At 61.0% G+C, this 9,723-nt stretch carries 21 protein-coding genes; 13 read left to right on the forward strand and 8 right to left on the reverse strand.

All coding sequences use genetic code 11. The features are described from left to right. Window positions 1–123: 123 nt before the first annotated feature. The 6 genes from Tal182_RS14980 to Tal182_RS14995 form a co-directional block, all read right to left on the reverse strand. Window positions 124–351, reverse strand: coding sequence for a hypothetical protein (locus Tal182_RS14980; protein WP_085859939.1), 228 nt, complete (start codon window positions 349–351; stop codon window positions 124–126). Then, window positions 348–509: a hypothetical protein gene (locus tag Tal182_RS32290; RefSeq protein WP_164517796.1), complete on the reverse strand. Its 162-nt coding sequence runs from the start codon at window positions 507–509 to the stop codon at window positions 348–350. Before Tal182_RS32290 ends, Tal182_RS14980 begins: the two co-directional genes overlap by 4 nt. After that, window positions 506–826, reverse strand: coding sequence for a hypothetical protein (locus Tal182_RS14985; protein ID WP_085859940.1), 321 nt, complete (start codon window positions 824–826; stop codon window positions 506–508). Before Tal182_RS14985 ends, Tal182_RS32290 begins: the two co-directional genes overlap by 4 nt. After that, the gene (locus Tal182_RS32295) at window positions 823–999 is read right to left on the reverse strand and encodes a hypothetical protein (protein ID WP_164517797.1); all 177 of its coding nucleotides are present in this window, start codon (window positions 997–999) and stop codon (window positions 823–825) included. Before Tal182_RS32295 ends, Tal182_RS14985 begins: the two co-directional genes overlap by 4 nt. Continuing rightward, window positions 996–1,424 carry a hypothetical protein gene (locus tag Tal182_RS14990; RefSeq protein WP_085859941.1) on the reverse strand — a complete coding sequence of 143 codons (429 nt, stop codon included), beginning with the start codon at window positions 1,422–1,424 and terminating at the stop codon, window positions 996–998. Before Tal182_RS14990 ends, Tal182_RS32295 begins: the two co-directional genes overlap by 4 nt. 191 nt (window positions 1,425–1,615) lie before the next feature. Continuing rightward, on the reverse strand, window positions 1,616–1,804 hold the full coding sequence (locus tag Tal182_RS14995; RefSeq protein WP_064832499.1) for a YdaS family helix-turn-helix protein: 189 nt from the start codon (window positions 1,802–1,804) through the stop codon (window positions 1,616–1,618). A gap of 42 nt (window positions 1,805–1,846) precedes the next feature. On the opposite strand from Tal182_RS14995, the gene Tal182_RS15000 reads away from it, so the two are divergent. Further along, window positions 1,847–2,599 (forward strand): helix-turn-helix domain-containing protein, encoded by a 753-nt coding sequence (locus Tal182_RS15000; RefSeq protein ID WP_085859942.1) that lies wholly within the window; start codon window positions 1,847–1,849, stop codon window positions 2,597–2,599. A gap of 34 nt (window positions 2,600–2,633) precedes the next feature. On the opposite strand, the gene Tal182_RS15005 is transcribed toward Tal182_RS15000, so the two are convergent. Further along, window positions 2,634–2,966 carry a hypothetical protein gene (locus tag Tal182_RS15005; protein ID WP_125461487.1) on the reverse strand — a complete coding sequence of 111 codons (333 nt, stop codon included), beginning with the start codon at window positions 2,964–2,966 and terminating at the stop codon, window positions 2,634–2,636. Window positions 2,967–3,228: 262 nt separating this feature from the next. Between Tal182_RS15005 and Tal182_RS33105 the strand changes: the two genes are divergently transcribed. Beyond that, window positions 3,229–3,360: a hypothetical protein gene (locus Tal182_RS33105; RefSeq protein WP_281063606.1), complete on the forward strand. Its 132-nt coding sequence runs from the start codon at window positions 3,229–3,231 to the stop codon at window positions 3,358–3,360. Between the two features lie 97 nt (window positions 3,361–3,457). Beyond that, window positions 3,458–3,892 carry a hypothetical protein gene (locus tag Tal182_RS15015; RefSeq protein WP_085859945.1) on the forward strand — a complete coding sequence of 145 codons (435 nt, stop codon included), beginning with the start codon at window positions 3,458–3,460 and terminating at the stop codon, window positions 3,890–3,892. 4 nt (window positions 3,893–3,896) lie between these two features. On the opposite strand, the gene Tal182_RS15020 is transcribed toward Tal182_RS15015, so the two are convergent. Further along, the gene (locus tag Tal182_RS15020) at window positions 3,897–4,223 is read right to left on the reverse strand and encodes a hypothetical protein (RefSeq protein WP_085859946.1); all 327 of its coding nucleotides are present in this window, start codon (window positions 4,221–4,223) and stop codon (window positions 3,897–3,899) included. Between the two features lie 523 nt (window positions 4,224–4,746). On the opposite strand from Tal182_RS15020, the gene Tal182_RS15025 reads away from it, so the two are divergent. From Tal182_RS15025 to Tal182_RS15065, 10 genes are read left to right on the forward strand one after another with little or no spacing between them, the layout of a single operon-like run. Continuing rightward, window positions 4,747–5,010: a hypothetical protein gene (locus Tal182_RS15025; RefSeq protein ID WP_085859947.1), complete on the forward strand. Its 264-nt coding sequence runs from the start codon at window positions 4,747–4,749 to the stop codon at window positions 5,008–5,010. Further along, a complete protein-coding gene (locus Tal182_RS15030) occupies window positions 5,003–5,200 on the forward strand; it encodes a hypothetical protein (RefSeq protein ID WP_085859948.1) in 198 nt (65 codons plus the stop codon). The genes Tal182_RS15025 and Tal182_RS15030 overlap by 8 nt, the downstream gene beginning before the upstream one ends. An 18-nt stretch (window positions 5,201–5,218) precedes the next feature. Beyond that, window positions 5,219–5,470 carry a hypothetical protein gene (locus Tal182_RS15035; RefSeq protein WP_245344778.1) on the forward strand — a complete coding sequence of 84 codons (252 nt, stop codon included), beginning with the start codon at window positions 5,219–5,221 and terminating at the stop codon, window positions 5,468–5,470. A gap of 3 nt (window positions 5,471–5,473) precedes the next feature. After that, entirely contained in the window at window positions 5,474–5,680 is a 207-nt protein-coding gene (locus Tal182_RS15040) for a hypothetical protein (protein ID WP_010014281.1), read from the forward strand. Further along, on the forward strand, window positions 5,673–6,680 hold the full coding sequence (locus Tal182_RS15045) for a PD-(D/E)XK nuclease-like domain-containing protein (protein WP_085859949.1): 1,008 nt from the start codon (window positions 5,673–5,675) through the stop codon (window positions 6,678–6,680). Before Tal182_RS15040 ends, Tal182_RS15045 begins: the two co-directional genes overlap by 8 nt. Continuing rightward, a complete protein-coding gene (locus Tal182_RS32300; RefSeq protein ID WP_164517799.1) occupies window positions 6,677–6,910 on the forward strand; it encodes a hypothetical protein in 234 nt (77 codons plus the stop codon). The genes Tal182_RS15045 and Tal182_RS32300 overlap by 4 nt, the downstream gene beginning before the upstream one ends. Next, complete coding sequence (locus Tal182_RS15050; RefSeq protein WP_164517800.1) at window positions 6,907–8,094, forward strand: recombinase RecT; 1,188 nt, start codon at window positions 6,907–6,909, stop codon at window positions 8,092–8,094. The genes Tal182_RS32300 and Tal182_RS15050 overlap by 4 nt, the downstream gene beginning before the upstream one ends. Beyond that, entirely contained in the window at window positions 8,087–8,767 is a 681-nt protein-coding gene (locus Tal182_RS15055) for a hypothetical protein (RefSeq protein ID WP_085859951.1), read from the forward strand. Before Tal182_RS15050 ends, Tal182_RS15055 begins: the two co-directional genes overlap by 8 nt. Next, window positions 8,764–9,333: a J domain-containing protein gene (locus Tal182_RS15060; protein WP_085859952.1), complete on the forward strand. Its 570-nt coding sequence runs from the start codon at window positions 8,764–8,766 to the stop codon at window positions 9,331–9,333. The genes Tal182_RS15055 and Tal182_RS15060 overlap by 4 nt, the downstream gene beginning before the upstream one ends. Further along, the gene (locus Tal182_RS15065; protein WP_085859953.1) at window positions 9,333–9,722 is read left to right on the forward strand and encodes a hypothetical protein; all 390 of its coding nucleotides are present in this window, start codon (window positions 9,333–9,335) and stop codon (window positions 9,720–9,722) included. The genes Tal182_RS15060 and Tal182_RS15065 overlap by 1 nt, the downstream gene beginning before the upstream one ends. Window position 9,723 lies beyond the last annotated feature (1 nt).

The following is a 9,723-nucleotide window of genomic DNA, read 5'->3' on the forward strand; positions in this document are numbered from 1 at the left end:
GGACCCAGGACGCTACTCAGACCTCCCGAAACGCGTACTCTGAACAAGAGCAGCAAGGCGCCGAAGCTGGCAGGCGTGGGCGCCGAAGCTGTTCAGAATCCAATGAAACTTCATCCGATCGTCCTACTTGGTTGTGCCGAATGACTGCTGGTAGGAAACCCGGGCGCTAAGCTTGGAACCCGACGCGCCTTGGAACTTGTGTGTGAAAATCTCCCCTTTCTGGGGGAACGGAATTATCTCAGCGCTGACAGGATTGCCGTCGGCATCAGCCGGAACGGCCGAGCGCTTAATCAGAAAGCAAACCGCGAAGACGGCGGCGGCGTAAATCAGAAAGGCGAGGAGCGCGGTCACCACTTGTCCTCCTCAACCCAGCAGTCGGGCGTGCCGTTGTCGTAGTCGAGATCGTCGACCCGCGGCGACCGGCTGTAGCGGCGGCCAAAGAAGATCAGGGCCGCAAGGGTGACGGCGGCGCCGGCGCAGTAGAGAAACCCGCTGATGAAGTCGCTCATGGTGCGCGCTCCAAAATGGAAATGGATCGCGGCGCGCGCGGATACCAACTGATCTTCTCGCGGCGCTTGAGGTCCGTCAGAATCCGGTGAGTGCCAGATCGGGATGCGAGGCCCAAGTGCACAGTGATCTCGTTGATAGTCGGAGACGCGCCGGCATTGTCGCTCTGGTAGGCTCTGATGAACTCGAGGGCCTGGGCCTGCCTCACGGTCAAGCCGCTGGCTACGGCCTTCTTCTCGCTCATGATGCGATGGACTTCTGCAGCAAGCGCCGGATCGCCGTCGATAAGCTCGCGAGCCACGGAGGAGATGTCGGTCACGATACCCTCTCCTTCACAGCGACGGGCTTGGTGTAGCCCTTGCACGCCTCGCAGTGGCGCTCGATGAACTCAGGGATGGAAAGGACCCGATCGCATGCCGAGCAACGGTGGAACGTCACGAAGCGATCGGTCTTGCTCAGGGTCTGGCGAGCCGCGTCGATGGAACTGGTCATGCGCCGCTTCCGACGTCATCGAGGGTGAAATGAGTTGCCGTCTCTCCGGCTGCCACGCGTGTTCCACCGTTTGTCTCGGCCAATGTCGCGTCTTGGAGGTCGCTGCTACCCGTTTGCGTGCTCGGCGGATCGACCCATCCAGTCACTGCACCCGTGGACGCCGAACCCGGCGAATTCGGATGTTCCGGCACGATGAAATCCTGCCAGGCGACAGGAACCTCGTTGACGGCAAGCCCTGCCCAGCGAGCGGGGCTGAATTTCGTCTGCTCAAGCCAATAGGACTTGATGACACGGCCGCACTGCGTCGCCAGCCAGACCGGCGCGATGACCTTCTCGTCAAAAGACTTCTCTTCGCCCTTGACGGTGCGGACGACCATCACGGTCTTACCGCGAGGGGCTTCGTCGATGTTGAAGGACCAGGTCATGCCGCGCCCCTTTCTGCGAGCGCTTCGTCGACAGTGACCTGCCAAGCGATGAACGGCATCGACAAAAAGACCGGCCAAAGCAGGAACATGAGCGGCATGGGGTTACCTCAGGTAAATGTCTTTGAGGAGGTACGCGACGAAGAGCGCACCGATGATGGCGGCAGGGATGACGGCCATGTCCTGGAGAGTGCTCATGCCGCGGTCTCCGACGCTGCCTTGAACAGGTCAGGGCGTAGGACCTCAAAGGGGATGCCGGTAACGCGGCTGACGTCGCCGATGCGCTCGGCCGGAACTTTGTCCCACTGGGCGACAGCGCCGCGCGTGATGCCGATCTCGCGGGCCAGGCGCGCCAGTGGCATCCTGTCTCGAACGGCGTCCATTCCTTGCAGCTTCTGCACTTCGGCACTCCCTGACTAGCGAGAATGACCAAGATGTACAGTTTAACTAACGGCGCGTCAAGTGAGACTATCGAAGATTTTGTACAGGCAGACGGCTATGTTCTCGCCATGGAACTAAACCAACGAATCTTTGCAGCCCGGTCAGAAGCCAAGATGACCCAGGAGCAACTGGCCAACGCCGTCGGGAAAACCCGCGGCGCCGTTGCGCAATGGGAATCCGGCGAAGTCCGGCCGCGCCATACGACGCTGGTGGCGATCGCCGAGGCGACGAAGAAACCGCTTCACTGGCTGGTCAATGGGACCGGAGACGCCGACGCTCCATCAGCGCCCCGCATCGGCCTCGAGGTCGTGGGCGAGGTTGCCGCCGGCATGTGGAAAGAGGGAAGCGTTCGCTTCGAGCGCACCTATGAGCCGGTCGCCACGCACCCGGACTATCCGGGCTATGGGCAGCGGCTCTATCGCGTCTCCGGGAACAGCATCAACAAGATCGCCGCCAACGGCGAATATCTCCATGCCGTGGAACTCCACGCAGGCGGGATCCAGCCGGAGCATGGGGATTTGGTCATCGTGCGCCGGCTGCAGCACGGCCTGGCCGAATACACGGCGAAGACCCTCATCTGGGAGAATGGGCGGGTGCTCCTGCGGCCGGAAAGCTTCGACCCGGACTGGCAGACCGACATCGAGCTGGACGGCGACGAAGACACCGAGATCACGATCACCGATATCGTGATCGCCAAGTGGTCGCCGATCGAGCGGCGGCGGAAGACTTCGAAGTAATCGGCGCGCTGATCTCGCCAGGCGCGCATCACCTTCAGAATTGGGTTTCGAAATACCCGATCGCGGCGTTGAGCATCACCGTGACGATCTCGGAATCGTCGCTCTCGTCCGCATCCTTTGCCATCTTCAGAGCAGCGAACGCCCCTGCGAATGTCAGGGCCGGGCCGTCCCATGCAGCAAGCGAACGGCGGGCTGGGCGGTAGGTTTTTTCTGCATAGGCGTCGGCCGCTGTGTCATCATCAACAGGCGCATTGGCATTGTAGTCAGCCATCCCGGCTCGCAGATCTTCAATTGCTGTAAGGATCGGATCGGTACCGTGGAAACGCATGAACGATGATGCCTGCAGAGATTTCGTAGTTTCTGGCATTTTGGTTAATTACAACCCCCCGTAAACGCATCGGATGCGTCAGCCCATCTTTGCGGTAAAGCCGTTGCGAGGAAGACGGCGCGCGCTGCGCCGTGTTCAATGAAGAAGGCAGCGCCCAACTACCTACTTCGGCTTAGGTCCTTAAGACCTTTCTTACACAACTATTACTACCAATTTTGCTGGGCGCCCCGAATTCAAACTCAGAATAACACCCGACCTGAAGCGGAAAATGCAGGAGTCCGCCCGGAGAAATAAGCGCTCCATGAATGCGGAGATACTGTCGCGCCTGGAATCCACCTTCCCGGAAACTATCGAAATCGAGCCGGTCACAGCCCTTCGCGAGATCGTCGACCGGGCCACGTCGCTGATGAAACTCTTCGAGGAAGAAGATTAATCATCGGTGATCGGCGCCCCGTTCCGAAACACACGCATCCCTTTCAAATTCTGCGGAAATTGATACGCTTCCCTCGTCGATCGCTGGGGAGGGTTGTATGCGACAGCATGTTCGTTTTGCGGGCGCCATAGGATTGGCGGTATGCCTCGCGTGGCCGGCGGCGGCCGAGGAATGCCAGTTCGATAAAACCGCGGCCGATGCCAGCTTTAACCAGGCGCTCGAAGCCATCGTCGCCCATCAGGGTTATGCCTGGGCATGTGCGCCCTACATCGGCGACGGCCTGGCTCAAAGCAACACGGTCAACATCGAAATGCTGCTGCGCGATTCCGGCTTCAAGCCTGCAGACGCGATCGCCAAGGCCGGCGACCTGGACGCCCAAGCGAAAAAGGGGGCAGAGCTCCACCCGATCGGCTCTGCAGGGGCGACGCGCCAGGAGGTCGTAACCGCCTGCTCGCAGCTCATGGACGAGCAATATCAAAAATTCCGCGCAGCCCGGGCGGACATGATCAAGGCGCAGTGCGCGGACGAATAGCGCCTTATTGCACTGACGCTGCTCTGCCGCCGCATCTTGAGCCGTCGGCAGCAATGTCGCCTTCGGTGGGGCAGTTTCCGGAATATGGCTGCTGGCCGCCCTGGGCTGGCCCGCCGCCGTTATAATCCCTCATGACCCTGCCTATGCGCCGGCCATCGGCATAGATCCTCGTGTTCTGAGTTTGGGGATTGAACGGCTGGGCGATGTGGATCGCCTTGTTCGCCTCCATCGCGTTCCCCGCCCCGAATGTGATCGTATCGCGATTGTTCATGTAATCCGCGCAGCCCGACAGAACGACTGCGGTCACGCAGCAGATGAGCAGCTTGTTCATTGAAGTCCCCACCCCAGAAATACTGAGACCAATGAAACTCACAATTGCATCAATGTCAAAAGCCTACTGAGAGATAAATCTTCTCTTCAGTGACTGATCCCTTTCATATCTACTCTTCCTTCGTTTTGAAGGCTGGTGAGGGAGGGTTCCGGCCATAGCTTCCCCCTACCCCATGGAACCAAATCCATGAGGCGGGGGAGCTGCAGCCATGTCTTCCTGAAGGCCGGAGCCGGGATGGGACACGTGCCAGAGGGGCCGTTCGCTTCGCCCTCGTCCTGATTTTCTGACAGCGCACTTAAGGACTTTCGCTTCCCGCGCCGTGGGCTTCGTCAGCTCGGGAGTTGCACCCGGTCGCCCATCACTGACGACAGAGATACGCCTGCAGATTTTCATTGTCCAGTCTTACTAAACTTTTTTCTCAGCACCTCTTGCGTTGTGTATAGTTAGACTTTACATTGAACCTCATCGAAAGCGGGACGAAGAAGCCAAGGCCGATCTTCTGCTGGAACTGAGGGAGATCGCCGTGCAGCACATTCGCCAGATCGGTACCGAGCAGAGCAGGCGCGACGCCCGCTGGAGCGCAGCCCGCACGCTCACTGACTGCGACGCATACATGGCGATCGAAGCGCAGCGCATGGGTGCTCACGGCTTCCTCTTCCTGCAGCGTCCAGAGCATTCGGTCCGCGGTCCTTCGTGGATGCGCGGCGCGACGACATCGGTCGCCGAGCATTATCGCTATGCCCGGAAGATCATGGGCATCACCGATGAGGATCAGCTCTATGCGTGACCTCATCAAGATTTGCCTGCTCCAGGAAGATGCAGCGGCTGAATACGCCGCCGGCAAAGAGCGCCGCGAAGGGCGGCATGCGATCTGCCTCCGGGATTACATCGCATTCAACGTCCGCTGCGGCGCGAAGCTCGCGGCCATGGCTCGGGTGGCCATGAACATCACCGACAGCGATCAGCTTTACGCCTGAGGAAGACGAGAAACCGACATGGGCAAGGTAAACACCCAGATGAATTTCCTGTGCGGGAAGTGCAAGAAGTTCTTCGCCAACGATGAAGCTGTCAGGACGCACATAAGGGCCAAGCACGTCGGCCACCGTGTCAGCATCTACCGCGCTGTGTCCGCGATCGACCTTCGGGAGGATGACGAGCCGTCATTCGCCGATCGCGCCATCGAAGCCTCCATAGCTCTCGCGTCCGGTCAGCATACCGATGATGCGTGGCTGCTTGGGGAGGGCTGACCGGTGACCGACATCCAAGCCCGCCTCGCCGAAATCAACCGCCGGACCGCCGAGGCCCAGGCGTCGCGCGACCGGCAATTCTACGCCCTCGTCGGCTACCACATGCTGGTGATCATCGGCGCCCTCTTCGTCTTCGTATCAATCCCGAGCTGCAACGAAGGTCTTCGCCTGCAGTATCTCGCAAACCAGGAGAACGTCAGCCATGGATAAGATCATCGACCAGGATGCATGGCAGTCTCTCGGCTCCGTCGAGGGCGGCCTGCTCGCCGGCCTGAAATCGGAGCAAAAGTGGAACGGCAAGCCCATCATTCGCCGCGGCGTCTATTCGTGCGTGCCGATCGAGGACTATCACAGCAACATTGATCTCTTCGACGGCTTCTCGATATCGAGCTCGGGACTTCGCGCCGTGCTGCGCCGGCCGTCCGAATACTGGGCCTACTCGCCCTACAACTCCGACCGGTTCGAAGACGACAGTTCTTCATCGCTGGAGTTCGGCAAGGCTGCCCACATGCTCCTGTTGGGCGAGCACGGCTTCAAGGAACGCTATTCGCTGCGCCCGGCCACCTACCCCGACGGCAAGGGCGGAGACAAGCCCTGGAGCGGCCAATCGAACTGGTGCAAGGCGTGGCTCGCAGATCAGGCCGAAGCAGGCAGGGTCGTCATCACCGAAACCGAGATCGGCCACATCCGCCACATCGCCAATGCTCTCGAACGGAAAGAGGCAATCCGGCTCGGCATCCTGAACGGTCGCATCGAGCGAAGCGTGTTCTGCAAGGATGGCGATATCTGGCTGAAGGCCCGGCCCGACGTCGTTCCGAACGACAGCGGCGACTTCGTCGACCTCAAGACCGCCGCGTCGGTCGACGACGAAAGCCTATCCAAGGCCATTTTCAATCACGGCTATCACGTGCAGGCCGGTTTGCTTCGGATGATCGTCCGGCAGGTTCTCGGCGCAGACGCATTCTCGAGCTTCACCTTCGTCTTCGTCGAGAAGGCCCCGCCCTACGACGTCCGCGTCATGCAGTTAAAGGACGAGGATATCGACCTCGGCGAGCGCCAGGCGCGCGTCGCGATCGAGACGGTCAAGCGCTGCCTCAAGGAAGGCGTCTGGCCGGGCTTCGACGGGTTCGATCGCGAGATGGTCGGCTATGCCGAAATGCCGGCGTGGGCAAAGACCCGCATCAAAAACCAATTGGGGATCGCGGCATGATCTTGGACGTTGATTACGGCGAACCGGACGAGCCGGTCGTCACCATCCGCATGACGAAAGCGCAGGCCGAATGGGCTCAGTCCGGCCTCTCCGACATCGCCTGCTGGGCGCGCGGCTTCAATGCCGCCCTCAAGGAAGGCGAAAGCGACAGGTCTCCGATGGGTCTGTCCGAAATCCGAGAACTCAACATCGCGCTCAAGAAGGCGCTGGACAAGGTAGATCAGCGATGAACCAGCTTGCAGAACGCACCGAACGCCTTCCTATGGATTCGGTCGGCATGTCCACAGGCGCGACCGGCGCCAAGATTGCCCCGCAGAACCTGGCCGAAGTCGTCAAGTTCGCCGAGGTCATGTGCCGGGCTGATATCGCGCTGCCGAAGCATCTTCGCGGCAACGCCGGCGCCTGCATGGCCGTCGCGCTGCAGGCGCTCGACTGGCAGATGAACCCTTTTGCCGTCGCCTCCAAGTCCTATCAGGTTAACGGCACGATCGCCTATGAAGCGCAGCTTATCGCGGCAGTCGTCAACACGAGGTCGGGCATCAAGGGGCGCCTGAAGTATCGATACGAAGGCAGCGGCGCCGACATGACATGCACCGTGACCGGCATCATCGATGGTGACGAGCTTGAATACACGACGCCGCCGATCGGCAGCATCACGGTCAAGAACTCGCCCCTTTGGAAGTCGGACCCGCAGCAGCAGCTCGGATATTTCGCAGCCCGCTCCTGGGCGCGCCGGCACACGCCGGAAGTCATCCTCGGCGTCTATGACCGTGAGGAGGCCGAGCAGTTCCATGGCCCCGACAACGCCCGCGATATCACACCGCAGCCGTCCGTCATGCAGCGATTGCGCCAGAACGCCGCGCAGCAGCCCGAGGGCGAGCGAGAAGGCTTCGACAGTTCGTTCGTTCATTCTGAGACCGAAAGCGCTCTGACGGGCGAAATACTGGACAATCACGAAACAACCAACCCCGGCGCCTCCCCGTCGCCGGACGCAGATGCGGCCTTGTCCCCCGCCTCATCTGCCGGCGTCACGGAGTCCGCCCCCTCCTCCGTGACGTCACCCATTCCTGATGCATCGGTTTCCGATGGCGGACCAGCATCAGGAGACGACCCGGCCGGCGGCGAGACCACCCCTTCTCTGCCGCCGGCGGGTTCAAGTCTTATCGACTGCGCTCGGGAAATGCTTTCGCTCACCGTCATGAGCTATTCAGACGACGAAGAGCGGGAAGCTGCCCTCAGACAGTGTGCGGACGAATGGAAGGACAAGCTGCCCTACGAGCGGGAGAAAGTCTCTTCCATCCTCGTCAGCGCCAAGGCTGTCGCCAGCCAGAAGCGAACGCTGATCGAGGCCAGATCTTTCCTTGCCGGGGTTCTGGACTGCAATGTTGAAGACCTGGAGAGCCCCAATGGCTGATCGCCCCATCCTTTTCAGCGCGCCGATGGTGCGCGCCCTGCTCGCCGGCACGAAGAGGCAAACCCGGCGGATCATCAAACCGCAGCCGCCGGCGGATGTCGTGCGCCATTGCTGGTACGATGCGCCGTTGTACGGGTTCACCCGCGACCACGATGTCTCGAAGGATTGGCATGTGGTTCGGCTGCTCGCCTACAAGGGCGACCGGCTTTGGGTGAAGGAAAACCACGCCATCGTGCCGCGCACCGCTTATCGCATGAGCGAAGGCGTCCAGCAGACCTTGCGGCCGGACGATGATCACGACGCAGCGGTCTACGCCGCCGGCTGGGAGCGGTCGAAGCCGGGCCGGTGGCGCCCGTCGATCCACATGCCCCGCTGGGCGTCCCGGCTGACGCTTACCGTCACCGATGTACGCGTGGAGCGACTGCAGGACATCAGCGAAGACGACGCTGTCGCAGAAGGCATTGAGTTCGACCCTCGATGGGACCCGGTTGGGCAATGCAAATGGCGGCACTATGGGAAAGAGAGCGGAGGGATTTATCCGCCGTCCGCTTCCTACGGCACTCTTTGGGACAGCATCAACGGCAACGGCTCCTGGGACGCTGATCCTTGGGTGGTCGCCTACACCTTCACCGTCCACGCCGGCAATATCGACCAGATCGCGAGGGCGGCATGATCCCCTATCCTCTCCAGTGGCCCGAGACGATGCCGCGCTACACCAGGCTGCGGGAGGCCGGTCAGTTCCGGACGACACTGGGCGGCGCGATCAACAACGTCAAGGACAGCCTGAAGCGCTTTGCTGCCGACAGCGGCAAGCCTCTGGCGAACGTTGTGATCTCCAGCAATGTCACGCTCGGCGCCGACAAGCCGTCAGATCCAGGCGTGGCCGTCTGGTTTGTCTGGGACGGCATGACCGTGTGCATCCCGGTCGATCGATACGCTAAGGTCGAAGCAAACCTGCAGGCGATCCATCACATCATCGAAGCGAGGCGGACTGAGCTTCGTCATGGCACGCTTGCGCTCGTCCGCGCGACATTCACCGGTTTCATGGCGCTCCCGTCGCCGGCTGGAAGCCATTGGTCGGAAGTGCTCAATGTCAGCCGTTCGGCCACGCTCGAGGAAATCACGACTGCCTATCGGCGTAAGGCAAAGGCAGCCCACTCAGACGCCGGCGGCAGTGACGCGGCGATGACCCGCCTGAACGTCGCGCGTGATCAAGCTTTGAAGGAAAGGGCGAAGTAATGGCCTCGCAGATCCGCCGGCCGCCAACGGCCTTCTCGCTGGACCCGTCAGATCGCTCCCAGAAGCGCATCGTTGACGATCGGCACCTTGCCTTCATCCGAACCCTACCTAGCGTCCTGTCGGGCCGTATGGGCTGCGAGGCATGCCATATCCGCTATGGCGATCCGATGTACCGGAAGAAGCATACCGGCAAGTCTCAAAAGCCGGATGACGCATGGACGCTTCCGTTGACGCCCGATGAACACCGGGACCAGCACTCCACCAACGAAAAGCAGTGGTGGCTTGATCGCGGCATTGATCCTCTTCGGCTCGCCCAGAGGCTTTACGAGGTCAGCGGCAATCGCGAGGCAGCGCTCGCCATCATCAACCAGCACACGGATGGGAAGTGAA

Source organism: Rhizobium sp. TAL182 (genome assembly GCF_002117725.1).
Lineage (GTDB): Bacteria > Pseudomonadota > Alphaproteobacteria > Rhizobiales > Rhizobiaceae > Rhizobium > Rhizobium esperanzae.

Bases quoted from the DNA above. Each gene is read 5' to 3' on its own strand.
- Tal182_RS15005 (WP_125461487.1), bottom strand. From the start codon at position 2,966: ATGCCAGAAACTACGAAATCTCTGCAGGCATCATCGTTCATGCGTTTC.
- Tal182_RS15015 (WP_085859945.1), top strand. From the start codon at position 3,458: ATGCGACAGCATGTTCGTTTTGCGGGCGCCATAGGATTGGCGGTATGC.
- Tal182_RS33105 (WP_281063606.1), top strand. From the start codon at position 3,229: ATGAATGCGGAGATACTGTCGCGCCTGGAATCCACCTTCCCGGAAACT.
- Tal182_RS15050 (WP_164517800.1), top strand. From the start codon at position 6,907: ATGAACCAGCTTGCAGAACGCACCGAACGCCTTCCTATGGATTCGGTC.
- Tal182_RS15045 (WP_085859949.1), top strand. From the start codon at position 5,673: ATGGATAAGATCATCGACCAGGATGCATGGCAGTCTCTCGGCTCCGTC.
- Tal182_RS15060 (WP_085859952.1), top strand. From the start codon at position 8,764: ATGATCCCCTATCCTCTCCAGTGGCCCGAGACGATGCCGCGCTACACC.
- Tal182_RS15000 (WP_085859942.1), top strand. From the start codon at position 1,847: ATGACCAAGATGTACAGTTTAACTAACGGCGCGTCAAGTGAGACTATC.
- Tal182_RS15055 (WP_085859951.1), top strand. From the start codon at position 8,087: ATGGCTGATCGCCCCATCCTTTTCAGCGCGCCGATGGTGCGCGCCCTG.
- Tal182_RS15030 (WP_085859948.1), top strand. From the start codon at position 5,003: ATGCGTGACCTCATCAAGATTTGCCTGCTCCAGGAAGATGCAGCGGCT.
- Tal182_RS14990 (WP_085859941.1), bottom strand. From the start codon at position 1,424: ATGACCTGGTCCTTCAACATCGACGAAGCCCCTCGCGGTAAGACCGTG.
- Tal182_RS32295 (WP_164517797.1), bottom strand. From the start codon at position 999: ATGACCAGTTCCATCGACGCGGCTCGCCAGACCCTGAGCAAGACCGAT.
- Tal182_RS14995 (WP_064832499.1), bottom strand. From the start codon at position 1,804: ATGGACGCCGTTCGAGACAGGATGCCACTGGCGCGCCTGGCCCGCGAG.
- Tal182_RS15035 (WP_245344778.1), top strand. From the start codon at position 5,219: ATGGGCAAGGTAAACACCCAGATGAATTTCCTGTGCGGGAAGTGCAAG.
- Tal182_RS15020 (WP_085859946.1), bottom strand. From the start codon at position 4,223: ATGAACAAGCTGCTCATCTGCTGCGTGACCGCAGTCGTTCTGTCGGGC.
- Tal182_RS15065 (WP_085859953.1), top strand. From the start codon at position 9,333: ATGGCCTCGCAGATCCGCCGGCCGCCAACGGCCTTCTCGCTGGACCCG.
- Tal182_RS32300 (WP_164517799.1), top strand. From the start codon at position 6,677: ATGATCTTGGACGTTGATTACGGCGAACCGGACGAGCCGGTCGTCACC.
- Tal182_RS32290 (WP_164517796.1), bottom strand. From the start codon at position 509: ATGAGCGACTTCATCAGCGGGTTTCTCTACTGCGCCGGCGCCGCCGTC.